Genomic DNA, 25,057 nt, shown 5'->3' on the forward strand with positions numbered 1-25,057 from the left:
CTAGTAGAAAATGGAACATAAAACATAAACTGCGAAGTAACATTTTTGTGATTTTGCTCTTTTCCATCATGTCTAAGAGAGTGCTGGAATATCGCTCCTGCAGAATACTGCGCTTTCCGTGGGCTCGGCTTCAGCTAACTTCGCAAAGAAAATCACTTTGTAAAGTGGACGGAAAGTCCTTCCTGTGTGTTACTTCAATCAAATTCATAACATTACGCAAAGCGAAGTATCTTGCCGGAGCGTATGTAAGCACTCAGTAAAAATCAGAATGGAGAAAAGCCTCACTTCGGAAATTTTCATTACTTCACAGTTTTTATCTAATTCGAAACCGTTTAACAGGGTTCGTCTGGATTTTTTCCCTTATAGTCTTTAACAATGAATGGGGGAATATCTTATTTTTATAATTAGACGCTTTGGTTGTTATCTTATATAATAGGTTTTAGTGTTAATGTAAAGGATGAGCGCGATGTGGAAGACTGTTTTATCGGTAATGGTTGTTTTGATTTTGGTTGTAATTGTGGTGATTACCAATTTTACTAATATAGGTGATCAACAATCAGAGCCAAATATTATAGATGTTACAGAAGATACCTCTGTAGATGGTGTAGGTATTACAGCACCGAACGTGGAACAATTACAGGAAGGTAATCAGGCCCCTAATTTTAGGTTAACTGATCTTGCTGGTAATGAAGTAGAGGCATTTGATGTGGAACAGGACTATATTTTATTGAATTTTTGGGCAACTTGGTGTAAGCCTTGTAGAGAAGAAATGCCTGCTATGCAGACGTTTGAAAATGAAAATAGTGATACAGTTAAGGTGATCGCAGTAAACGCTACGAATAGAGAAACATCAATCGATAAAGTAAAAGCATTCGTGGAAGAAGGTAATTTCGAATTTACTGTATTATTAGATAAAGATGATGTCGTGTATGAAAGATATTCGATTATCGGTATGCCGACTTCCTTTATCATTAGAACAAGTGATCAAAAGGTTATGAAACGAATTAATGGTGCTATGACACTAGAGCAAATGCAAGATCACTTAAAAGAGTTACAGAGCTAGAATTGATCGGGAAGGAGTATGTTTGTGTCAACAATAGAATGGCAAGAAATAGAAGAAAAAATCCAGAGTTGGAATTCACTAGATGAGATTCCACCCTACAATGAGATAGAAATATTGCGAATCCTTGATAAAGTTGAACAAGCAACTTTTTCTTTGCAAGTTGACTCAGAAGCATTACTTTATAGTATGCTTACTTTTTATCGTTTAAAGAGAAATGTGACAGATGATCATTTAAATAAACATCTCGAACAATTAAAGAAAGAAAGTAATCATCCAATGGTTGCAGACGTACAAGCATTAAAGCATTATTTATCAATCTATAATGATATCCAGGAGACCGATCTTGCACAGTATCACATTCGTGAAACAGACTTTGATCCGGTTAAATTAAAGAAAGCTAAAGCACTCTTAGCTGAAATGGATCGTTTATCAAAATTGAGATCAATTCATACAGCATCATCCAACCATATCAAGAAAACGTATGATCAAATCTTTGAGCAAGTGGAATTTATTGAAGATGTAGCCGAATCAATGGTTTACACTTTAGAGCAACGCAAATCAACAAAAGAAATTCAATCTTACAATGAGGCTGTCGAAAGACTAAGCTATTTTATTACGCTTTTTTATGATGCGTTACCTTCCTTTATTAAAGATGAAACAGCATCTGATCCATTAGATGAATTATCGAAAATGATCGGACTGGATGAGGTTAAAGATTATATTAACCATTATTATCAATATTTAAAATACCAGCAAAAAAGGAAAGAAGCAGGATTTCAAATGGTTGATGAGCAAGGATTAAATATGGTGATCACCGGAAATCCAGGAACAGGTAAAACAACCATTGCTCGTTTGCTAGCGAATATTTACTACCGTCTGGGGCTGCTTGAAACAAACGAAGTGATTGAAGTGAACCGTTCGCAATTAGTCGGTTCCTTTATGGGGCAAAGTGAGGAGAACACATTAAATTATGTCAAGAAAGCATTAGGTGGAGTACTCTTTATCGATGAAGCTTATAATTTAAAACGAGAAGACCAAACTGGTAATGATTATGGTCAAGCAGTTATTGATACATTAGTTTCTAGTATGACTAGTAAGGAATATGCTAATAAATTTGCAGTAATTATTGCGGGATATCCTGATGAAATGCAGCACTTTTTATGGTCAAATCAAGGCCTAAGAAGTCGTTTTCCAGAAGGTAACTTTATTAAGCTGCCTGATTTCTCTAATGAAGAATTATTACAAATTGCGGAAGATGCGGCTTTACAAAATGACTACTTTTTCACAGAAAAGGCACGACATCGCTTTCTATCATTAATTGAAAAGGCACGTGTTGATGAATCATTCGGAAATGCTCGTACAGTTAAAGATTTGGTACTGAAAGTAATTTTCCATATTGGTGCCAGTCATGAGCTACCATTAGAGGACAATTGGCTTGCCCATATGCGCATATCAGAAGAAGATATCGCCACACTTGATGATCAGAAGGATTCTACTGAGCCAATGGAACAACTGGAACAATTAATTGGGCTTGATAATGTGAAAGAGGAAGTGAAGAAGTTATCTGCATTTGTGCAAATACAACAAAAGCGCAAATCATTAAAACTACCGACTGTACCTGTTCAATTACATTCCGTCTTTTCGGGTAATCCGGGTACTGGCAAAACAACAGTTGCCAAATTATTTGCGCAAATTTTAAAGCAATGTGGTTTACTAAAACGAGGTCATTTAGTAGTAGCGTCAAGAAGCGATCTTGTTGCTGGATTTGTTGGTCAAACAGCTATGAAAACCAAGAATAAAGTCCGTGAAGCTTTAGGTGGCGTATTGTTTATTGATGAAGCATATGCGTTATACCGTGGGGAAAAAGACTTTGGCAAAGAAGCAATTGATACGTTAGTTGATGAAATGACGAAGCATAACGAAAATATTGTGATTATACTTGCTGGTTATAAAAATGAAATGGAGCGTTTTATTGCTAGTAACCCAGGATTAGAATCTAGGTTTAAAAAATATTTTCAGTTTCAAGATTATACGAAAGAGGAACTTCTGGAAATGGTGCGATATCATGTCAAAGAATTTGAATACCAGTTGAACGATGATGTAATCGACTATTTATTAAAACATTTTGAAGATACGACAATTAGCGGAAATGGACGATTCATCGTTAACTTGATAAACGAAGCGATCCAGTATCAAGCGTTAAGACTTGATATTGATACGGCACAAATAGAAAATCTTGAGTTGTTAACGAAAAAAGATTTCGAATTAGCTTGGAAATCTATTAGGGGGACAAATCAACAATGAAAGTAACTACACCAATTAAAGTACGATATCAGGAAACAGATCAAATGGGAGTAGTCTACCACGCCAATTATTTAATCTGGTTTGAGATAGGAAGGACAGCATTTATTGAAGAATTAGGCTTTAAATATCATGAAATGGAAGCAAAGGGGATTGTTTCCCCGGTTATCGATGCCAATATTCAATTTAAGCATCCAATTCGTTATGGTGATGATGCCTATGTGGAGACGTGGCTGGAAAAATATAATGGCATTCGTACAACATATGGTTATCGAATCTTAGATCAGGAAGGAAATGCTGCAGTTACAGGTGAAACACAACACGTAATTGTAAAAAAAGATAATTTTCGGCCACTTTCCTTGAAAAAGCAATTTCCAAACTGGCATGATGCGTATCAGAATGCGTTAGAAAGCGTGGAATAATCATGGCCTTCGGAATTAACAGAAATACATTAAAAAAGTGGAAGTCAGATGTTAGAAATGGGGAAATAGCTTTTTTAACTCATTATTGGCTAGATGACCGTTTTCCCGGATGCACGACAGTTACAAAAGTAGGTTGTGCTGATTATCAGAAATTAATTGAATGGGGTAAAAAATATAGTCTGAGGAAAGAGTGGATTCATCAAGATCCAAACTATCCGCATTTTGATCTGTTTGGAGAGAGGCAAAAACAAATCTTATTTAATGAACAACAATGGGAACAGATAAATAAGTTTCAATTGTAATTAGAGATTTTCACATTGATTGAAGGGGTGACCTGGAAATCGCGAAAAATCAGACAGCAATAATAATGAAAAAAAGGCTTGGATAAAGTTTTAGATTCCAAGCCTTTTTTGTGTGTAAATTAAAAAGAGACTATTATTAGCTGTAATTTGTTAGGCGATTATATTAGAACTACTTGTTAATGCTCGGTCTTTTTGGAAGGTACCGGGTCAAAGCCTCCAGGATGAAATGGATGGCATTTTATTATTCTTTTGACTGATAAATACGTTGCTTTAAATAGGTTAAAACGTTGAAAGCATTCTAGACTATAGTGAGAACAAGTTGGTTGAAAACGGCAACTTGGTAGAAACATTGGACTGATAAAGTGTTGATAAAAACGAATGAATGCCATAATCACTTTTTTCAAAGTACTCACCTCATTGATGAAGTGCTTTATCATAGGTAATCGATGCAATTGCATCATGTAAATGAATGGATTCTTCATTTTGGCACGTTACGGTGAATCTTTCAATAAACGGTAATTCATATAAGTCCGCGGCCACAAGTCGAACCATATCTTCCACAAAACGAGGGTTTTCGTATGCTTGCTCGGTGACCATTTTTTCATCAGTGCGTTTTAATACTGGATGAATACGTGCACTTGCATTACTTTCCGCTGCATCTAATAAAGCTTGTTTCCAGTCTACGTCATCCTCTTGATAGTCAGCCGATAAATCCGCGGTCATTTTAACATTACCGCGTTGGTTATGCGCACTATACTCACTGATTTCTTTTGAACAAGGGCACAAAGTCGTAATAGTACCTTCCAATGACACCGTTATGTTGTATCCTACATTTTTATCATAAATAATCGTGATTTCTGCATCTGCATGGTTCATGCCTGCCAAGTCAGAAGCTGGTCCGCTACGCTCAAAGAACCATGGGAAAGAAACAGTAATTTGATTATCATCCTGTTCCAATCGATCTGCCATTTCCTTGGTAAATTGTTTTAATGTTGAAACGGACAACTCGAAAGGATTTCCATTACTATAATTTTGCATCATTTCAGTAAAGCGGCTCATGTTTGTCCCTTTGTGATTTTTCTTAATGGAAGATGTCATTTTAAATGTCCCGATTGTTGTTTGCGTTTCAGGTTTCACCTTACTGGAAACCTGTATCGGATGCTTGACATTGGAAATACCAACTTGATCTATATCAAATAAAAAGTCTTTCTGTGTATTTTGTAAGTCGGGCATTTTTTCTTTTTCAGTTGGTTTCGTTTTTTCACCTGGTTCAACTGAGCCAAACAATTTATGTCTTTCTGTTTTGCTTGGAAGTTGTTTGGTGTTAAAATCTTTCATGATTAGACCCCTTTCGTCTTCAACTATTTCAAAGTATACTTAATCTGAGTACAATATTCAATTTAAAAAGCTTGTAAAAAAGGATCTAACGGTTCTGTTAGACCCCTTTACATCCATTTAATTTTAGGCTCGGTTTTGTTAATAATTCGTTTTATATTGGCCTGATGACGATAAATCACAAATGCTGTTAAAATAGAAATCACGACAATTAACCCGATATCTTGTTGCACAATGCTAACAATAATGGCGATTATACCAGTTAACATTGATGCTAATGATACATATTTTGTGAAATAAAGGATAATTAAAAAGCTACAAATCATAATGGCAAATAATAACGGGTTAACACCTAAAATTACTCCTGACGAGGTTGCTACTGCTTTCCCACCTTTGAATTTTGCGAAAATTGGGTACATGTGTCCAATTGCAGCGAAAATCCCAACTAACAGTGGATAAACATTTTCTGCTTGAAAAAGGATAGGTAGTACAGCTGCTAACGTACCTTTTAAGATATCGACTATGGTCACCGTTATACCAGCTTTCATACCAAGTACACGAAAGGTGTTTGTAGCACCTAAGTTACCACTGCCATGTTCTCTTATATCTTTTTGATAGCCAACCTTACCTACGATTAGTCCTGTTGGTATTGAACCAAGTAAATAGGCAAGAATGATAAAAATAATATAATCCATCATCAAACTCCTTAAATATAATGTTATGATTGGTAATGTTGATTATATTTTAGCACGATGTTAGTAAAAGGGATACATGCATTATTTAATTTTTTGTTCATCTATGATAAAAAAGAAGAAGAACTAGCAAGAAATGGATAGAAAGTGGTATATTTTTTAAGTGTACACTTGCGTCAAAGTCTATTAAATGGTTTAATCAATAAAAATGAGGTGTAACAAGATGAAGCATGAAAATGAACAACAATTAATGCATGAAATGTTAGAAAAAACAAAAACAATTGCAGTTATCGGACTTTCAGATAAATCATATCGAACGTCATATCAAATTGCAAAAGCAATGCAAAATGAAGGGTATCGTATCATTCCGGTGAATCCGAATGTTGAGGAAGTATTAGGTGAAAAGGCATATGAGAAAATAGAAGATGTGCAAGAACCTTTTGAATTGATCAATATTTTCCGGCGGTCCGTCTATTTAAAAGAGTTAGCTAAAGAAATTGTAAATACGGATGCAAATTATGTTTGGATGCAACAAGGTGTTAAAGATAATGATGCATACGACTATTTAACTAAACATAACAAACAGATAATCATGGACCAATGTATAAAAGTCGCACACGCCGTTATAATGAAATAACTTTACAAATAGGAATGTATGTTCTATATTCTAGTTATAGAGGTAGTGTAGGGAAGGAGTTTCGAGAAAGTAATGAGCAATAATACAACGTATAGTGATGATTCAATTCAAGTTTTAGAAGGGCTAGAGGCCGTAAGAAAAAGACCAGGGATGTATATTGGTAGTACAGATGCCAGAGGTTTACATCATCTAGTCTTTGAAATATTAGATAATTCCGTTGACGAGGCATTATCCGGTTATGGTGAACAAATTACTGTAACGATCCACCCGGATCAAAGTATTACCGTATCAGATAATGGTCGTGGTATGCCAACAGGTATGCATCAAACAGGGAGACCTACTCCTGAGGTCATATTAACCGTATTACATGCTGGTGGAAAATTTGGCCAAGGAGGCTATAAAACAAGTGGTGGTTTACATGGTGTAGGGGCATCTGTTGTTAATGCTCTGTCAGAATGGTTAGAAGTTACCATCGAAAGAGATGGGGCAGTTTTTTACCAGAGATTCGAGAACGGTGGTAAGCCAGTTACTACACTAGAGAAAAAAGGCAAAACGAAAAAAACGGGAACAACAATCACATTTAAACCTGACCGTTCGATTTTTTCTACTGATATGTTTCAGTTTGATATTTTGGCAGAAAGATTAAGAGAAGCTGCCTTCTTGTTAAAAGGAATTACCATTGATTTAATCGATGAAAGAAACGAAGGAAAAGAGGAGACTTTCCATTATCCAGACGGATTAAAAGAGTTTGTATCCTACTTAAACGAAGAAAAGGATGCACTCCACGATGTAGTTGCTTTTGAAGGCGAACATCAAGAAATGGAGCTCGATTTTGCTTTTCAATTTAATGATGGTTTTGCTGAAAATATTTTGTCTTTTGTTAATAATGTTCGAACAAAAGATGGCGGGACTCATGAATCTGGTGCCAAAGCTGCCATTACAAGAGTTGTGAACGATTATGCAAGAAAAGTTAATCTGTTAAAAGAAAAAGACAAAAACCTTGAAGGTAACGATATCCGTGAAGGTTTCACAGCAGTCATTGCCATAAAAATACCAGAACAAAAGTTACAATTTGAAGGGCAGACAAAAGGAAAACTAGGTACTGCAGAAGCCCGGTCTGCTGTCGATACGATTGTAGCTGAGCATTTGCTTTATTTCCTGGAAGAAAACCCGGACATTGCATCTATGCTGATTAAAAAAGCCATTCGTGCTAAAGATGCTCGATTAGCTGCAAGAAAAGCAAGAGAAGAAGCAAGAAGTGGCAAGAAAAAACGAAAAAAAGATGCTTTGTTAAGTGGTAAATTAACTCCAGCACAATCTCGAAACCCAGACAAGAATGAACTATATCTGGTGGAGGGTGACTCAGCTGGTGGATCGGCCAAACAAGGTAGAGATCGAAAGTTTCAAGCTGTATTGCCTCTAAGAGGTAAGGTTGTAAATACGGAAAAAGCAAAATTAGTAGATATATTGAAGAATGAAGAGATTTCTACGATTATTCATACAATTGGTGCAGGAGTAGGCAGTGAGTTCTCTCTTGATGATGTCCAGTATGATAAAATCGTGATTATGACTGATGCTGATACAGATGGTGCTCATATTCAAATATTATTACTGACCTTCTTCTATCGTTATATGAGACCTTTAATTGAAGCCGGGAAAGTATTCATTGCCTTACCACCTTTATATCAGATTTCTAAAGGAAAAGGTGCCAAGGCACAGATAGAATATTGTTGGACAGAAGATGAATTAGCAAAAGTAACCAAGACATTTAAAAATGGTTATCAACTGCAACGTTATAAAGGTCTAGGGGAAATGAATGCTGATCAGCTTTGGGAAACGACAATGAACCCTGATACTCGTACATTAATTCGGGTAACTATTGATGATTTAGCAAGAGCAGAACGAAGAGTGACGACATTGATGGGGGATAAGGTCGAGCCTCGTCGTAAATGGATTGAATCTCATGTACAGTTCAGTTTAGAAGAAGATGATAATATTATTGATAATGAAAATATTCAAAGTTAAGGTTATATAGGAGGAATTTCGTTGGCAGTAGAAGAAAAGTATTTAGATCTTCCGTTAGAGGATGTGATGGGGGATCGATTTGGACGTTATAGTAAATACATTATTCAGGATCGAGCATTACCTGATGCGCGTGATGGATTAAAACCAGTACAACGTAGAATTCTTTTTGCAATGCATGAAGAAAAAAATACACACGATAAAGCCTTCCGAAAATCAGCCAAAACGGTAGGTACAGTAATTGGTAATTATCACCCGCACGGTGATTCATCTGTATATGAAGCCATGGTTCGATTAAGTCAAACATGGAAGGTTCGCAATGTGTTAGTGGAAATGCACGGTAATAATGGTAGTGTCGATGGTGACCCACCAGCAGCGATGCGTTATACCGAAGCAAGATTATCTGCTATCTCATCAGAGCTACTTCGCGATATTGATAAAGGAACCGTTGATTATATCCCAAACTTTGATGATACGATTGATGAACCAGTAGTACTTCCAGCAAAAATACCTAATTTGTTGATCAATGGTTCAACCGGAATTTCTGCTGGATATGCGACAGAAATTCCACCTCATAATTTAGGTGAAGTCATCGATGCCATTATCAAACGTTTAGATAAACCATCTGTAACAGTAGAAGAATTATTGGAGATTGTAAAAGGGCCAGATTTTCCAACCGGTGGAATTATTCAAGGTTATGAAGGACTAAAGAAAGCCTATCAGACAGGAAAAGGTAAAGTTGTCGTACGTGGAAGGGCAAATATTGAACCACTAAAAGGAAACCGTGAACAAATCGTTATTGACGAAATTCCATATGAAGTGAATAAGGCTGTCCTTGTCAAACGGATGGATGAACTACGAATCGATCGTAAAGTAGAAGGAATTGCAGAAGTTCGCGATGAAACAGATCGAACTGGTTTACGGATCGTGGTCGAAATGAAAAGAAATGCAGACAGTCAAGGTGTACTCAATTATTTATATAAGAATACCGATTTACAGATTACCTATCACTTTAATATGGTGGCCATCAAAGATAAAACACCGCAATTATTAAATTTATTACAAATGATTGATGCTTATATTGAGCATCAAAAAGAAGTTGTCACAAGACAAACAAAATTTGACTTAAATAAAGCTGAGAAAAGAGCACACATTGTCGAAGGTTTAATAAAAGCCGTTTCTATCTTAGATGAATTAATTCAAACGATCCGCGCATCTAAAGATAAGCAAGACGCCAAAAAGCGGATTATGGAAGCATATAGTTTTACGGAACCTCAAGCAGAAGCAATTGTCACCTTGCAGTTGTACCGTTTAACCAATACAGATATAACTGCTTTAGAAAAAGAAGCGAATGAACTTCAAAAAGCAATAGAAAAATATCAGGCAATTCTTGCTGATGAGAATAATTTATTATCTGTGATAAAAAAAGATCTTCGAAGTATGAAAAAACAATATGCAGAGCCTCGCCGTACAAAAATTGAGGAAAAGATCGAAGAATTAAAAATAAATGTAGAAGTAACAGTAGCTAGTGAAGACGTCATTACATCTGTTACAGAACAAGGCTATGTAAAACGAACAAGTATCAGATCTTATACTGCTTCAAGTAATGAAGATTTTACGATCAAAGAAAATGATCATTTAATCTCCTTATTGGAACTGAATACGACAGACCATTTGTTATTGTTTACGAATAAAGGACGTTACGTGCCGATACCTGTTCACCAGTTACCTGATATTCGCTGGAAAGAACTCGGTCAGCATTTATCCAATATAGCCTCTATTGACAAAAATGAGACGATCGTAAAAGCTATACCAATTCGAGAATTTGCAAAAGATAAATACCTTATTTTCTTTACGAAAAATGGTATGGTTAAGAAAAGTACATTAGATTTATACTATTCACAACGTTATTCCCGACCGCTGATTGCTTTGAACTTGAAAAAGGATGATGAGTTAATCAATGTTTATGAGACGGATGGTAATCAAGATATATTAGTAGCTACCAATAAAGGTTATGGACTTTGGTATCACGAATCAGAAGTAGCGGCCATTGGTCAGCGAGCTGCAGGAGTGAAAGCAATCCAATTAAAAGCTGGTGAATATGTTATCAATGCGGTTCTGATGGATGAACTTCACGAGAACAGAAACTTGTTTGTTACCACTCAGCGAGGTGCTTGTAAACGAATGTCGATTGATCGATTCGAGAAATCATCACGCGCTAAAAAAGGGCTAGTTATGTTAAGAGAATTAAAGGGAAAACCACATCGTATTGTCGGTTTCGATCTAGTGGACAATGAAGATGTGATCACACTAATAACCTCAAAAGCGGAAATTCATGAAGTAAAACCAATGGAACTTCCTATTAGCGATCGATACAGCAATGGATCATATGTGATCGACACCGATCTTGCAGGCGAAGTAACAACGATCAAACCAAAAATGGAACTAACCAAAGCATTTGACGAAGAAAAAGAATAAGATAAAGTAGACTATGATCATGTTAGCGTCTGTTATACTTATCCTTGTGTTACTTGAAGCTTAAGTGGGGGCATACAGACGGAGCACCGTGATAAAAAGATACCCAGCTTATGGTTTGGGTATCTTTTTTTGCAAGACAAAGAAAGTATAAAATTTGCGCGGATGTCTAGCTCCGATCGCCCAAAAACTAGGCTACTTCACGAATCGCCCTACGATAAAGAAGATTTGCCGATTGGTGAAACCAGAGGCTTAGTCACCCTTATACCCTTGGGTGAAAGCCATCATCGGTTCGTAACCTCACCGTGATTCTGAAGTCGCTACGTTTCTAATAACCCCCACTGATGGAAGTCTCACTTTATGATGAAAGTTATCGTGTGCAAGAAAATCGCTTCGGAGAAAACCATCCTGTAGGAGTGGAAGCGGGCGGCCTTCTCTATATAGTTTGCTCTACAATGGTAATGACCGTTATCTTTTTGAACGTTCTAAAAGGATGGTACCCCATATAGCAAGAAATAAGAGTCTAACTGCTATCACTCGCATCCAATGTAGGCATTTTATCTAGAAAAGGCGTTTACTTCGACTCCTGGGGAATCAGCGCGCTCTGAATATCCACTTTGCAAAGTTAACTACCTAAGTTTATCTATGGAAAAGTGAGAAAACTATTAGCCATAATTCAAAAAAATCAGTATAATGGGAAAATAGAATGATCAATCAAGGAGTTTAGACAATGTTGACAACTAGTGACCAAATGGTAGATAAACAACAATTAGCAGACTTATATCACTTTTTCGATCAAAAAAACGAATCAACCTTTCAAGAACAAATACTTGATTATTATGCCAAATTACAAGAACAGATGTTGCATATTTGTTTTAGTGGGCACTTTTCAGCAGGGAAATCGACGTTAATCAATCAGTTAATGAACGAATCGTTATTACCTCAAAGTCCTATCCCAACCAGTGCAAATATTGTGGAGATAAAAAGGGGAGATGATGGCGTCATTGTTCATTTTGCTGATCAACCTGCTATTAAAATGAAAGCTCTTCCGCATTTGGATCGACTTCATCAATTATGTCGTGATGGAGATGAAGTGAAAAAGATAGAAATTTTTAAAAACATGGAAACATTACCTCAAGGAGTAACGTTTATGGATACGCCAGGTATCGACGCTGCCAATGATGCAGACCGATTAATGACTGAATCAGCTCTCCATCAAGTTGATGTGTTGTTCTACGTGATGGATTATAACCATGTACAGTCAGAGGTGAATGCCCGATTTTTGAAACAAATAGATGAAATGAATAAACCATATTATGTCATAATTAATCAAATGGATAAACATGATGAAATGGAAATTGCTTTTTCGGATTTTAAAGATAGCTTGGAGCAGGTTTTTGAGCAATGGGGGATTAGCCCTGAGCAAGTTTTTTATACATCCATCTATGACACTGAAAAGAAAATTAATCAATTTGACGAGTTGAGAAAAACGATTAATCAATTAATAACGGCTAATCACCAGACTATTTTACGCGATACTTTATGGCAAGGTACAGTATACTCGGTTTATCAAAGCATCCAAGAAAAGCAAAAACAAATGGATGCAACACTTACTAATTTAGAGGATCAGTTAGAGGAAATAGAATTGCCTGCAACTTCTTATGAAGAAGTCCAAGACCGTTATCAAGCATTACAAGCAAAGAAAAATAATTTAGAAAAAGACTATTTATATGAGGTCGAGCAGACAACGAAAAATGCTCAGCTTGTCCCGTATGAAATTCGTGAAAAAGCGGAGCATTTGCTCCAATCCTTCGATCCAAAATTTAAGGTGGGTCTATTCCGTAATCGTAAAAAAATAGAAGCGGAACGTAATGAGCGATTAGCTACGTTTTATCAAGCAATGAAAGTGAAAGCAGAAGTAAGTTTAGAATGGAAATTAAGAGATAAAATGTCGGAATTTTTAAAACCTTATGTATCAGTTCACTTTTCAGAGCCTATCTTTGAACAGTATTTCCAAGCAAATGATTTAGTGAAATTAATGAATGAAGGTGCGACTGTCAATGGGGACTATATTCTTGTCTACACAGATCAGGTCTCATCAGCGATTAAAAAAGTATTTCGGCAGTTTTATAAAAACAAATGGCATGAAGTAAAAGATAGGGTATTTTCACCGATTGAGGAACAATTAATCGAGAAGAAAACAGAACTAGAAACAATCGAAAAGTATCATTCCATCCAATCTGAGATAGAGCGAATAAAGCACGAATTTAATGAGTATAGAAATAACGCAGAATCCATTTTAGGTAAAGAGCTCACTTTTGGTAAAGAAGAATTACTTGTTATCGAGAAGGAATTAGATGCCAAAATAATTGATAATGTAATGGATATAGAAGAGCTACCAGAAAAGAAGGAGTCCGTTACAAAAACAAAGGATCCTTCACAAAACAGTAAAGATAACGATTTGCCATTATATTCTTTTAACGAAACTGTTAAAGACGTAGAAGAATCAGAACGAATGTTTAAAGGAATTAATAGCTTGGATTCGATTCGTCAAGAGATGCTTAATAAAACAGATAGGCTGAGTAACCGGTCGTTTACAATAGCACTTTTTGGTGCTTTTAGTGCGGGCAAATCTTCCTTTGCCAATGCATTGATTGGAGAGAAAATATTACCTGTTTCACCAAATCCGACAACAGCTGCCATCAATAAGATTAGCCCAGTAAATGGCGATTTTCAGCATAAAGATGTCTACGTAGTGATTAAACAAGAACAAGAACTTTTAGCAGATATACAGGAAATTGTTGAAGAAGATTTTCGTAATTTGTCAATGGCATATAAGTGGATTCATAAAACAAAACTAGATAAATTAGATATTGCCGATCAACATAAGTCCTTTCTGACTGCTTTTTACAATGGATTTAGTGACATGCAAGATAGAATTGGAACCAATTATGTCATTGGTTTTGATGATTTTCAGGCGTATATTCGTGAAGAAGAGATCGCATGTTTTGTTAAGGAAATGGAGCTTTTTTATGATTGCCCGTTAACAGAGAAGCAAATTACGTTAGTAGATACACCTGGAGCTGATTCTGTTAATGCTCGTCATACAGATTTAGCATTTTCCTATATCAAAGATGCTGATGCAATTCTATTTGTAACGTACTATAATCATCCTTTTTCCAAGCCAGATCAGCAATTTTTAGAACGTCTAGGTAAAGTTAAGGATGCGTTTGAACTAGATAAAATGTTCTTTATTATTAATGCAATTGACTTGGCGAAAGACGAACAAGAGGCACAGTTAGTTGTTGATTATGTTCGTAATGAATTACAGCAATTTGATATAAATGGTCCTAGAATGTTTTCCGTCTCGAGCAAAAAAGCAATTGAAGAGAAAAGTGAATGTACTGGATTGCCGAAATTTGAACAATCCTTTTATCGCTTTGTAAAAGAAGAATTAACCCAAATGAGTATGCGTTCCATCTATACTGATCTGCATAGGGCAAACTCCCTTGTGACAAATTGGCTTACTATTATTAATGGGGATCAGGCAGAAAAAGAACGGTTAATCGAGCAAGGTAAAACTAATCAAACAGAAATAGAGCATGTAATCAAGCAACGTGATGGTGAATCATATCTCGATCAAATCATCCAAAAGTTAACGAAACAAACCTTCTATGCTAAGCAACGGTTTTCGATTCAATATATCGATTTATTCAAGGATTATGTGAATCCCGGTGCTATTCAATCGAATGGGCGCAAAGGTAAAAAAGAAGTTGAAGCTGCACTTGCTGCACTTTGGAAAGCAATAGATACACGTTTGGAGTTGGAGTATGAAGCTATTTCGATTCGCTTGGAGCAAACTTTTAACCAATCGTTACAACAAATGCATCAAGATATTCAACGTAAAATAAAGCAAGTCGACAAGCAATTTTCTTTATCAGATTTAGAAAGTGTTCATTTACCAAAACCAGAGATACTTCTTAAGCAAAGAGAAGTTGATAAAAGTTTGTTAACCAAGTGGAGTAACACTTATAAAGATTCGAAAAGTTTTTTTGCTGGAAATGATAGAAAAGCGCTTGAACAAATAACTGGCAAGTATTTTGGTGAGACTTGGGAAGAAGCTGTTACTAAAATGGAAAAAGACTTGATTACGTTTTATCAAGACCATTGGAAGCACTATGATCGAGTGATTTGGCAACAGTATCATGAAGAAACAACCACATACTATCATCAGGTAGTAGCAGGTATTGAAGATCAGGAAGAAAATAAAGAGCATTTGCTTGCGATCAAAGAGCATTTAGCTCACGTATTAGACTCAAAAATTCACGCTCTATAGAATTTAATCTAGTCTTTCTATCATAAGAAAATGAAGGACAAATAAGCTAAACAAGCATTTGTCCTTCATTTTTCACTATTTGCTAATTTTAAGTTGATCAAATCCGCGTGCAATGGTTTCTGATGCGTGGCTATCAGAGCCTGGTTTCCAACTTATTCCCTTTTCTATTACTTGTTCGATGATGGAAATTGGTGGGTATAGTTCAAGGCAATCGTCTTTATAAAGACCAGCTGTATTAATGTCTAATTCTAATTGGTGTTCTTGTATTAGATCAAGCAACCGCGCTATTGTCGCGTTATAGCTTTGATCGACAGCATATTTGCGTTGATATTTGTGAATTAAGGTTAGGTGACCGATTCGGTTAGGTTTATGAGCGCCAAGGTCAGAAATAATCGCCTTTTCGATAGTGCGGTAATATTGATCATAGACTGCTTCAACACTACCAAATAACTGAATGATACGAGCAAATTCTTCACTACTGAAATCAATGCATACATAGTTATGATCAGGTGTTCTTAACATATGTACAGATAAAATGGCATCATCGATATAGTGGCCATATTGATCAAGAAATGAAGTAGTATCATCTTCATATCCTTCAATATAATCGATTTCAAAGCCTAAATTAATTTTTATTTTTGATTTATATTTTTGTTTAGCATTCTCTATAATCTGAATATACGCATCAAGATCTTCCCATGACATTGCACTGTCTTGATCAGGTGTTGGGTCATTGAAATTTACCGGTAATGGCGCATGCTCGGTAAAGCTTAATTCATTCATCCCCTTTTCAATGGCTCGCTCTATGTACATCTCGATACTATCATTTGAGCCATGTGGACAGAAGGGGGTATGTACGTGATAATCTCCTCTCATGTTCATACAAGACATCTCCTTATGTAAATAGGTTTATTTTTTATTGTATACACAATTCGCTAAAATGAAAAGTGATGATTGACAGAAGTAAAAAAAGTATGCTAATGTTGTATTTATAAACGGACGCTTTACCACGGTAGAGTGGTAAATCAATAAAGTGTAAATAGGATGTGAACGATATGTTTTTACCAGCAGGAAGTCAAGACGAAACAGGTATGCAAATCTCCAACAGGCTTCGGGCATCAGAGATTTTCAGACGAGTCACTCAAAAACGAAATTTTCAGCAGATCTCAACACCAGTTGTGGAATATGCTCAAACATTTACCAATGATGTAGCAGGTATGGACTTACATTCCATGCTAAAATGGTTTAATGGTGAAGGGGAGATAGAAGTACTAAGACCGGACTGGACTGCAGCAATTGCACGTGCGATTGCAGGACAGCATCCATCCAAACAAAAGTGGTCATATCAAGGTAGTGTGTTTCGCTTTGACAAAGAAGATACCGAGAACAGACAGGCCGGTATTGAAATCGTTCATGCCGATCGGTTTTTCGGGGAGGCAGAGAGCCTGCTTACCGCTGTGGCTTATTTGAAAAATTTAAACATTCAATCTTATGTTATCGAGCTAGGACATACCGGAATTTTTGATGCATTGATTGCGCCTTTTAAATTAAACAAACAAGAGGAAGCGGAGTTGTTAAAAGCAATGCATGATAAACGGTCAGATCTTGTCGAAGAAATTGTTGTGAAAGCGGGGAGTTCAGAACTTGTTAAGCCTTTACTTGCATTAATCGATGCATATGGTTCTCGTGATATTATAGAGCAATACCGGAAACGTTGGGAGAATCGTCAAGACTTAACGGAAATTTTAACCCATATCGAAAAGCTGATTGATTTACTTGAAGCTTCAGGTGTAACAGAAGTTATAGTCGACCTTGGCCGTGTGAAAAACCTGCCTTATTATGATGGCATTATGTTTAGAGGTTTTTTGACAAATGATGGATCGACTTGCTTCTCAGGTGGCAGATATGATCGTCTTTATCAACAATTTGAACAGACAACTTCGGCAGTAGGTCTTGCTTTTGATGTCGACGAATTAGCTAAACAGATGGAACCGGAACAAGAACCTGAAAAAATTTGTATAATTGCTTCTCCCAAAACACATGCGATTGCGGAAAAGTTCCGCATGGAAATGGAGGAACAAGTAGTAGATATCCAATACGAATTAAGGAATCAAGCAGCCTATCATAAAATTTATCAAGTGGTAGAGGAGAACAGTCAGTATAAGGTGGTTGAAAAATGAAACCAGTAATTGCACTAACAAAAGGACGACTGGAAAAACAATTTTTAAAATTTTTCGAAGGCTTAGGATATGAGGTCGAATCCTTATTTGAAAAAGGAAGAAAACTTCAAATTGAAACGAAGGAATTTTCCTTCTTTTTTGCCAAAGGGGTAGACGTAACTACTTATGTGGAAAACGGTATAGCAGATATCGGAGTTGTAGGTGGAGATATTTTAATTGAACACGAGCCTGATGTATTCAATTTGTTTCCATTACCATTTGGTCATTGCCGAATGGCACTTGCAACGAAACAAGATTACCAGTGGCCAGATCAGAAGAAGCGGATTGCTAGTACATTTACCAATATTACTAAATCATATTTTAAAGATAAAGGTGAATCAGTAGATATCATTAAGCTAGAAGGATCTGTCGAGTTGGCACCAATCTTAGGTCTGGCTGATGCAATTGTCGATATTGTTGAAACAGGAACGACATTAAAAGAAAATGGTCTGGTGATAGAAGACGAATTTTTGTCATTTAGTGCAAGGTTAATTGCCAATCGTTCGTCATTAAAAATTAAGCGAGAACAATTGGTTCCGGTTATTGAGCGGTTTAGGGAAGGAGCGAAAAACAAATGATTCCTTTATTATCCATTGAAGAATTTTTAGCAAAAGCAGCACCTGAAAAAACAAATAGCAAAGAACAGCAAAAATTCTTACAAGCAGCAAGTACCATTATTGCTGATGTTCAAGAAGGTGGCGATCAAGCGGTGCGATCATATATCGAGAAATTCGATGGGAAAGCACCGAAAACCTTTTTAGTATCTAGAGAAGAGCGGAACGCGGCATGGGACCTAGTGGATGACGAAGTGATACAGTCATTACAACGTGCAGCAGAAAACATTCGAGATTTTCATCGTAAGCAATTAAATAATTCCCGCATGATGCAGGCAGATGGAGATGTGATCTCAGGCCAACTATATCGTCCAATCGATCGTGTAGGTATTTATGTACCAGGTGGAACAGCGGTATATCCATCGTCCGTTTTAATGAATGCTATTCCAGCAGTCCTTGCCGGTGTCGGAGAAGTAAACATGGCAACACCTGTTAAAGATGGTGAAGAACTCGCTCCGATTTTAGCTGTTGCAGCTGATATTGCCGGTGTAACGAATATTTACCGAGTTGGCGGTGTGCAGGCAGTTGCCGCACTTGCCTACGGTACGGAATCAATTCCAAAAGTAGATAAAATCGTCGGCCCAGGAAATGCTTATGTAGCAGCAGCAAAAAAATTGGTCTATGGTGACGTTGGAATAGACATGATCGCCGGACCAAGCGAAGTAGCAATTATCGCGGATGAATCAGCAAATCCGATTTTTGTGGCAGCTGACCTTATCGCACAGGCTGAGCATGATACGATTGCGCGTGCCTTTCTTATTACAACATCTCAAGCTTTTGCAGAAGCTGTCGATCAGGAATTAGTCAAACAATGCCAAGTGTTACCTCGAAAAGAAATCGCAACTACTTCTTTGCAGGAAAAAGGTGCCTCTGTTGTGGTAGAAACGTTAGCTACAGCAGTTGATGTAGCAAATAGGATTGCACCAGAACATCTAGAAATCCAGGTAAAAGATCCTTTAAGTTACCTAAGTAAAGTAAAACATGCTGGATCAGTATTTTTAGGTCATTACACACCAGAAGCTTTAGGGGATTATTTTGCAGGACCTAACCACGTATTACCAACATCAGGCACAGCAAGATTTTCATCCGGCTTATCAGTCGATGATTTTGTCAAGAAAACTACCTATCTTTACTATACCGAAGAAGCTTTGCGAGAAGCTGGAGACGACGTGGTTCGAATAGCAAATCAAGAACAGTTAGAAGGACATGGACTTGCGGTAAGTAAACGTCTGGAGGAGAAACGATGAGAACAGCTAGTAAAAAAAGAGAAACATTAGAAACACAAATTGAAGTGTCTGTGAACTTAGATGATCCGAATGAAGTAAGTATCGAAACAGGTGTTGGTTTTTTTGACCATATGTTAGAAGCATTTGCCCGTCACGGACGAATCGGCCTTGTCGTCAAAGCTACAGGAGATTTGCATATCGACAGTCACCATACTGTGGAAGATGTCGGAATTGTGTTGGGGCAATTAATCAAGGAAGCGCTAGGTGACAAGAAATCAATTAATCGTTTCGGAAATGCTTATGTACCAATGGATGAAGCGTTAGGATTTGTTGCTTTAGATATTAGTGGTCGGCCTTTTCTCGTATTTGACGCGGAATTTTCCAATGAAAAGCTCGGTAATTTCGATACGGAATTAGTTCAGGAATTTTTACAGGCCTTCGCTTTCCAGTCCGCAATCACACTGCATGCGAAAGTATTGTATGGACACAACACCCATCATAAAATTGAGGCAATTTTTAAAGCGCTGGGTCGTGCACTTGGAGAAGCCATGCAAATTAATCCGGATATTAAAGGGGTTAATTCTACAAAGGGGATAATCGAATGATTGCAATTGTTGATTATGGTATGGGAAATGTAGCTAGTGTTAAAACAGCTTTTCAACGACTAGGTTATGAGGTGGAAATTACCGATTCAGTCGATCGTCTTCAAGCTGCAAGCCACATTATTTTACCTGGTGTTGGGTCTTTTCAAGCAGCAGTAGAAGAAATCAATCAGCGTCGCTTAGCCGAACCATTACGACGTCTTGCAAAAGAAAAACCTTTTTTAGGTATCTGCCTCGGTATGCAATTACTATTTGATAAAGGTTATGAAAATGGTATATCCGATGGACTTGGATTAATACCAGGTGAAGTTAATAAGATCGAAACAGAATATATTTTGCCTCATATTGGTTGGAATCAGTTACAAGTCGAAAACAACAATCAGCCTTTCGCATCGTTCCAGGATAAGCATGTTTATTTTGTACACTCTTTTCAGGCAAGAACGGAACAACAATACCTTGTCGCAACAGCAGATTATGGTTCGAAGGTTCCGGGAATCGTACAAAATGGCCACGTCTATGGAATGCAATTTCATCCAGAAAAAAGCGGGGAAGTTGGTGTCGATTTGTTAAAAGTATTCATGGAAGAAACCAGTGATAGGGGGCAACTAACATGATTGCCAAACGTATTATTCCTTGCTTAGATGTGAAAGAAGGAAAAGTAGTAAAAGGTACTAATTTTGTAGGCTTAAGAGAGTTAGGTGATCCGGTAGAAATGGCATCTAATTATTCTAAAGATGGGGCGGATGAAATCATCTTTTTGGATATCTCTGCAACAAACGAAGGCCGTCAAACAATGGTTGATATTGTGAAGAGAACGGCGGAACAAGTTTTTGTCCCTTTTACTGTAGGTGGTGGAGTTCGAACGATAGAAGATGTAAACCGCTTGTTAAAAGCAGGTGCTGACAAAGTAGGGATGAATTCAGCTGCTGTAAACAACCCACAACTTATCACGGAATCCTCTGACCGTTTTGGTGCACAATGTACAGTGGTAGCAATTGATGCCAAGCGAGTTGGTGATAAATGGCATGTGATGACACACGGAGGATCGAAAGACACTGGTATGGATGCAATTGAATGGGCAAAAGAAGCCGAAAAAAGGGGAGCAGGTGAAATTCTGCTGACAAGCGTCGATACAGATGGTGTTAAAGACGGTTTTGATATACCGTTAACCGACATTGTGGTCTCAGCTGTACGCATTCCTGTTATTGCATCAGGTGGTGTCGGTAAACCAGAACATTTTCCGGAAGTATTTAATAAAACCGATGTTTCGGCAGGTTTAGCAGCATCGATTTTCCATGAAAATACCTTTACAGTTAAACAAGTAAAAGATGTCTGTGTGGAACAAGGAGTGAATATTCGTGAAGCCTGATTTTTCAAAAGGACTTATACCAGCAATCATAGCAGATTATTATACGAAAGATGTTTTAATGCTTGCTTATATGAATGAAGAAGCATACGAAAAAACGTTAGAAACAAAGCAAACCTGGTTTTATTCACGTTCACGTGATGAATTATGGAATAAAGGTGCAACCTCTGGAAATACGCAAGAAGTACAGTCGATCGATTTAGATTGTGATCAGGATACATTATTGATTCAAGTGATCCCAGCAGGTCCAGCCTGTCATACTGGTGAGACTTCATGCTTTTTTAATCGCGTAGCCGAAAAGGAATCCAACTTTGATGCTTCTATCATTGATCAAGTGATGAAAGAAGTAGAAGAGCGCAAAACAGAACGTGTTGAGAATTCTTATACCAACTATTTATATGATAAAGGCGTCGATAAAATTGGTAAGAAAGTAATTGAAGAAGCAGGTGAAGTAGTAATCGCTGCGAAAAATGATGATAAGCAAGAACTAACGAATGAAGTTAGCGATTTACTCTATCATACATTTGTGATAATGGCCAATCAAGACGTGTCGTTAGAAGATGTAAAGCAAGAATTATCCAACCGTTTTGCTAAAAAAGGGAACAATAAAGGGGACCGTGCAGAAATTAAAAAATGGTAACCTAAAAATCTCCACTATGGGTCCATATGTGGAGATTTTTGTTTTTAATTCATGCTGTCTACAAAGATATAGCCTCATTTAAAAAATTAAATCTGATGCATAGGAGTCCCATTCTTTATTATCAGTATTTATTTCTAATGTGGGAATAACTGATTCAGCTGCTTGTCGTTTATATTCTTGTTGTCGTTTAATAAATAATCCACAAGCCACTTTTATTTCCTCTTCTGTGTTCTTAGTCCATTTATCGAGGTTTCTACTTCTTAATAATGTTCTTCTTTCTAACAAATATTTAATTTTGATCCCAATTTTTTTCTATAAACTCATCTCTTCCAGATTTTTCTCGATCTTCTAAGTATTCCTCTTTATTTTTCTTATAAAAGTCTTGATGATATACCTCTGCCGGATAAAATATATTTGCAGGTAATATTTTAGTAACGATCTCTTTTTGGAATCGGTTGGATATTTTTAATACCTCTAGTGAATGGAACGCTAACCGCTTCTGATCATCATTATGATAAAAAATAGCAGTTCGGTACTGTGGACCTCTGTCATGAAATTGACCACCATCATCAGTAGGATCAATTTGTGGCCAATATAAGTCTAGAATTTGCTGATACGATATTTTGTTAGGTTCATAGGTGATTTGTACAGCTTCATAGTGACCTGTTGTACCTGTTTTCACCTCTTCATAAGTTGGGTTCTCTAAATGTCCTCCTGTATATCCGGAAATAACACTTTCTACCCCATCCCATTGATCAAAAGGCTTCACCATGCACCAGAAACAACCACCAGCAAATGTGGCCTTTTCCAATTTTTTCTCCATGTATGTTTCTCCTTTATGTTGCAAAATCCTCTTGTAGCATTTAATATACAAGTTATATTAATAGAAGTAAATCAATTAAACTTAGAGGGTGAAAAAAATGACAAATAGATCACACGTCCTTATTGTAGATGGGATGGCATTATTATTTAGAGGATTTTTTGCAACTGCATTTACCGGGAATTTTATGGTCAATAGTAGAGGGATTCCGAGAAACGGATTATTTGGATTCTTGAATTATTTTACCAATGCGGTAGAGACATTTCAGCCGACACATGTTGTCTGCTGTTGGGATATGGGAAGCCAAACGTTTCGCAATGAATTATATGAAGGATATAAAGCTAATCGAGATGCACCTCCTGAAGAGCTTGTGCCACAATTTGACCTTGCAAAAGATATTGTAACAGCATTTCAAGTGCCTAACGTAGGAGTCACAGGTTATGAAGCTGATGACTGTATAGGTACACTTACCAAACAATTGCAAAAACATCATCAAGTAACGGTTGTAACTGGTGACCAAGACTTATTACAACTAGTGGATGAAAATATTAATATTGCGATTATGAAAAAAGGACAAGGTAATTACGACGTTTTTAGTGCTGATAACTTTTATGAGAAGAAGGGATTAACTCCTAGTCAGATTATAGATCTAAAAGGATTGATGGGAGACTCATCTGATAATTATCCAGGTGTAAAAGGAGTAGGGGAGAAGACCGCTCTCAAATTATTAATGCAGTATGAAACAATCGATAATTTGTTAGCAGATAAAGAAAATTTAACAAAAGGCATGCAGAAAAAATTGGAACAGTATGCAGAAGATCTAGCAGTATCTCGGAAATTAGCAGCTATTCACACAGAAGTGCCGCTTACTTTTTCCGTAGAAACGGCAGTATGGAACAATGACTTAACGAACATTCGAACTTATTTAATCGACGAATTAGAATTTCAAAATCCGGGACGATGGTTAGATAAATTATGGGAAAAAGCAACGGGATAAACCTAAAAAAATATATTAAAGCAGAGCTAGCCGTGCAGCTAGCTCTTTTTTATTGAAACCTTTGTAAGATGGAGAAAAATTCCTTAATAAATTCATAGAATACTTGTTCAGAAGGTGCAAGTTTTCTGTTCTTGGGAATAATAATCCCAACAGTTCGCTTTAACTCTGGATTTTGAATCGCAACTTTTGCACTGTAGTACGGATTCAAATCGTTAAATGCACTTTCCGGTAATAATGTAATCCCGATACCTGCTGCAACTAACCCTTTTATTGCATCCAAATCCTCCCCTTGAGAAGACACATTTGGTGTGAAACCTGCTTGCTTACAGCCATCGATAACGAGCTGGTGTAAAATAAAACCTTCCGGAAATACTACAAATGTTTCATCATGTAAATCGCGTAAATTCACACTGCTCTGTTCGGCTAAAGGATGTGAATTTGGCACTAATGCATAAAAATTTTCTGTAAATAAGATATCCCCTAAAATATCAGGATGCTCTGTTGGAACAGGACCTAAAAATGCTACATCAATTTCACGATTTTCTACGGATTCAATTAAAAAATTATAAGAGCCTTGTCTTAACTGAAAACCGATCTTCGGGTGTTTTTTCTTAAATTCGGAAACAACGGTAGGTAACAGATTACTTGCCAAACTGGTTGGAAAACCAATTTTAATTGAACCTCTTTCAGGATCAATGTATTCATCGATTTGTTTCTTTGCATGATCAATTGCTTTTAATGCCGTTTTGGTATGTGTCAAAAATATCCGCCCTATATGGGTTAAACGCACATTTCTACCTTCTCTTTCAAATAGTTCGACACCAAGTTCGGCTTCTAGGTTAGCTATTTGTCTACTGATTGCAGACTGGGCAACATGCAATTCTGCTGCTGCATCAGAGACGTGTTCACGCTCTGCGACTTCCACAAAATAGCGTAATTGACGTAATTCCACTCGATTCACCTCATGATATATATCAGAATTAGAACA

23 protein-coding genes are annotated in these 25,057 nt (G+C 36.8%); 16 read left to right on the plus strand and 7 right to left on the minus strand.

The window, feature by feature from the left end; translation table 11 throughout:
• The first annotated feature begins 466 nt into the window (after positions 1 to 466).
• Genes ACTWP4_RS14960 through ACTWP4_RS14975 form a run of 4 tightly spaced genes read left to right on the plus strand, consistent with a single transcriptional unit; the run spans position 467 to position 4,088 of the window.
• Complete coding sequence (locus tag ACTWP4_RS14960; protein ID WP_443129587.1) at positions 467 to 1,063, plus strand: redoxin domain-containing protein; 597 nt, start codon at positions 467 to 469, stop codon at positions 1,061 to 1,063.
• An 18-nt stretch (positions 1,064 to 1,081) separates the two neighbouring features.
• Positions 1,082 to 3,367 carry an AAA family ATPase gene (locus tag ACTWP4_RS14965; RefSeq protein WP_443129588.1) on the plus strand — a complete coding sequence of 762 codons (2,286 nt, stop codon included), beginning with the start codon at positions 1,082 to 1,084 and terminating at the stop codon, positions 3,365 to 3,367.
• Positions 3,364 to 3,786: an acyl-CoA thioesterase gene (locus ACTWP4_RS14970; protein ID WP_443129589.1), complete on the plus strand. Its 423-nt coding sequence runs from the start codon at positions 3,364 to 3,366 to the stop codon at positions 3,784 to 3,786. The genes ACTWP4_RS14965 and ACTWP4_RS14970 overlap by 4 nt, the downstream gene beginning before the upstream one ends.
• 2 nt (positions 3,787 to 3,788) lie before the next feature.
• Entirely contained in the window at positions 3,789 to 4,088 is a 300-nt protein-coding gene (locus ACTWP4_RS14975; protein ID WP_443129590.1) for a hypothetical protein, read from the plus strand.
• A gap of 176 nt (positions 4,089 to 4,264) precedes the next feature.
• Here ACTWP4_RS14975 and yidD read toward each other — a convergent pair whose 3' ends face one another.
• From yidD to plsY, 3 genes are all read right to left on the minus strand, one after another.
• Positions 4,265 to 4,525, minus strand: a complete 261-nt coding sequence (gene yidD, locus ACTWP4_RS14980) for a membrane protein insertion efficiency factor YidD (RefSeq protein ID WP_443129591.1) — start codon at positions 4,523 to 4,525, stop codon at positions 4,265 to 4,267.
• The gene (folE2, locus tag ACTWP4_RS14985) at positions 4,503 to 5,426 is read right to left on the minus strand and encodes a GTP cyclohydrolase FolE2 (protein WP_443129592.1); all 924 of its coding nucleotides are present in this window, start codon (positions 5,424 to 5,426) and stop codon (positions 4,503 to 4,505) included. The genes yidD and folE2 overlap by 23 nt, the downstream gene beginning before the upstream one ends.
• Positions 5,427 to 5,533: 107 nt before the next feature.
• Positions 5,534 to 6,118, minus strand: a complete 585-nt coding sequence (gene plsY, locus ACTWP4_RS14990; protein ID WP_443129593.1) for a glycerol-3-phosphate 1-O-acyltransferase PlsY — start codon at positions 6,116 to 6,118, stop codon at positions 5,534 to 5,536.
• Positions 6,119 to 6,338: 220 nt separating this feature from the next.
• Between plsY and ACTWP4_RS14995 the strand changes: the two genes are divergently transcribed.
• The 4 genes from ACTWP4_RS14995 (at position 6,339) to ACTWP4_RS15010 (ending at position 15,585) form a co-directional block, all read left to right on the plus strand.
• Complete coding sequence (locus ACTWP4_RS14995; RefSeq protein WP_443129594.1) at positions 6,339 to 6,752, plus strand: CoA-binding protein; 414 nt, start codon at positions 6,339 to 6,341, stop codon at positions 6,750 to 6,752.
• A 72-nt stretch (positions 6,753 to 6,824) separates the two neighbouring features.
• Entirely contained in the window at positions 6,825 to 8,777 is a 1,953-nt protein-coding gene (gene parE / locus ACTWP4_RS15000) for a DNA topoisomerase IV subunit B (protein ID WP_443129595.1), read from the plus strand.
• A 21-nt stretch (positions 8,778 to 8,798) separates the two neighbouring features.
• Positions 8,799 to 11,252 (plus strand): DNA topoisomerase IV subunit A, encoded by a 2,454-nt coding sequence (gene parC / locus ACTWP4_RS15005; protein WP_443129596.1) that lies wholly within the window; start codon positions 8,799 to 8,801, stop codon positions 11,250 to 11,252.
• Between the two features lie 727 nt (positions 11,253 to 11,979).
• The gene (locus ACTWP4_RS15010) at positions 11,980 to 15,585 is read left to right on the plus strand and encodes a dynamin family protein (protein WP_443129597.1); all 3,606 of its coding nucleotides are present in this window, start codon (positions 11,980 to 11,982) and stop codon (positions 15,583 to 15,585) included.
• 75 nt (positions 15,586 to 15,660) lie between these two features.
• Here ACTWP4_RS15010 and hisJ read toward each other — a convergent pair whose 3' ends face one another.
• Positions 15,661 to 16,467, minus strand: coding sequence for a histidinol-phosphatase HisJ (gene hisJ / locus ACTWP4_RS15015; protein ID WP_443129598.1), 807 nt, complete (start codon positions 16,465 to 16,467; stop codon positions 15,661 to 15,663).
• 173 nt (positions 16,468 to 16,640) lie between these two features.
• Here hisJ and ACTWP4_RS15020 point away from each other — a divergent pair, with 173 nt between their 5' ends.
• The 7 genes from ACTWP4_RS15020 to hisIE are packed head-to-tail and all read left to right on the plus strand — an operon-like array spanning position 16,641 to position 22,252.
• On the plus strand, positions 16,641 to 17,765 hold the full coding sequence (locus ACTWP4_RS15020; protein WP_443129599.1) for an ATP phosphoribosyltransferase regulatory subunit: 1,125 nt from the start codon (positions 16,641 to 16,643) through the stop codon (positions 17,763 to 17,765).
• Positions 17,762 to 18,382: an ATP phosphoribosyltransferase gene (hisG, locus tag ACTWP4_RS15025; protein WP_443129600.1), complete on the plus strand. Its 621-nt coding sequence runs from the start codon at positions 17,762 to 17,764 to the stop codon at positions 18,380 to 18,382. The genes ACTWP4_RS15020 and hisG overlap by 4 nt, the downstream gene beginning before the upstream one ends.
• Positions 18,379 to 19,665 carry a histidinol dehydrogenase gene (hisD, locus tag ACTWP4_RS15030; protein ID WP_443129601.1) on the plus strand — a complete coding sequence of 429 codons (1,287 nt, stop codon included), beginning with the start codon at positions 18,379 to 18,381 and terminating at the stop codon, positions 19,663 to 19,665. The genes hisG and hisD overlap by 4 nt, the downstream gene beginning before the upstream one ends.
• Complete coding sequence (gene hisB / locus ACTWP4_RS15035; protein WP_443129602.1) at positions 19,662 to 20,249, plus strand: imidazoleglycerol-phosphate dehydratase HisB; 588 nt, start codon at positions 19,662 to 19,664, stop codon at positions 20,247 to 20,249. Before hisD ends, hisB begins: the two co-directional genes overlap by 4 nt.
• Positions 20,246 to 20,860 (plus strand): imidazole glycerol phosphate synthase subunit HisH, encoded by a 615-nt coding sequence (gene hisH / locus ACTWP4_RS15040; RefSeq protein WP_443129603.1) that lies wholly within the window; start codon positions 20,246 to 20,248, stop codon positions 20,858 to 20,860. The genes hisB and hisH overlap by 4 nt, the downstream gene beginning before the upstream one ends.
• Positions 20,857 to 21,615 carry an imidazole glycerol phosphate synthase subunit HisF gene (gene hisF / locus ACTWP4_RS15045; protein ID WP_443129604.1) on the plus strand — a complete coding sequence of 253 codons (759 nt, stop codon included), beginning with the start codon at positions 20,857 to 20,859 and terminating at the stop codon, positions 21,613 to 21,615. Before hisH ends, hisF begins: the two co-directional genes overlap by 4 nt.
• Entirely contained in the window at positions 21,605 to 22,252 is a 648-nt protein-coding gene (gene hisIE, locus ACTWP4_RS15050) for a bifunctional phosphoribosyl-AMP cyclohydrolase/phosphoribosyl-ATP diphosphatase HisIE (RefSeq protein ID WP_443129605.1), read from the plus strand. Before hisF ends, hisIE begins: the two co-directional genes overlap by 11 nt.
• Before the next feature lie 78 nt (positions 22,253 to 22,330).
• Here the strand turns inward: hisIE and ACTWP4_RS15055 are convergent, their stop codons facing one another.
• Both ACTWP4_RS15055 and msrA read right to left on the minus strand, forming a co-directional pair.
• Entirely contained in the window at positions 22,331 to 22,462 is a 132-nt protein-coding gene (locus ACTWP4_RS15055; RefSeq protein ID WP_443129606.1) for a hypothetical protein, read from the minus strand.
• Positions 22,463 to 22,541: 79 nt separating this feature from the next.
• A complete protein-coding gene (gene msrA, locus ACTWP4_RS15060) occupies positions 22,542 to 23,075 on the minus strand; it encodes a peptide-methionine (S)-S-oxide reductase MsrA (RefSeq protein ID WP_443129607.1) in 534 nt (177 codons plus the stop codon).
• A gap of 97 nt (positions 23,076 to 23,172) precedes the next feature.
• Between msrA and ACTWP4_RS15065 the strand changes: the two genes are divergently transcribed.
• Entirely contained in the window at positions 23,173 to 24,069 is an 897-nt protein-coding gene (locus ACTWP4_RS15065; RefSeq protein ID WP_443129608.1) for a 5'-3' exonuclease, read from the plus strand.
• Positions 24,070 to 24,118: 49 nt separating this feature from the next.
• Here ACTWP4_RS15065 and ACTWP4_RS15070 read toward each other — a convergent pair whose 3' ends face one another.
• Positions 24,119 to 25,021, minus strand: a complete 903-nt coding sequence (locus ACTWP4_RS15070) for a LysR family transcriptional regulator (protein ID WP_443129609.1) — start codon at positions 25,019 to 25,021, stop codon at positions 24,119 to 24,121.
• Positions 25,022 to 25,057: the final 36 nt, after the last annotated feature.

The organism is Gracilibacillus sp. D59, from assembly GCF_052246695.1.
Classification (GTDB): domain Bacteria; phylum Bacillota; class Bacilli; order Bacillales; family Amphibacillaceae; genus Gracilibacillus.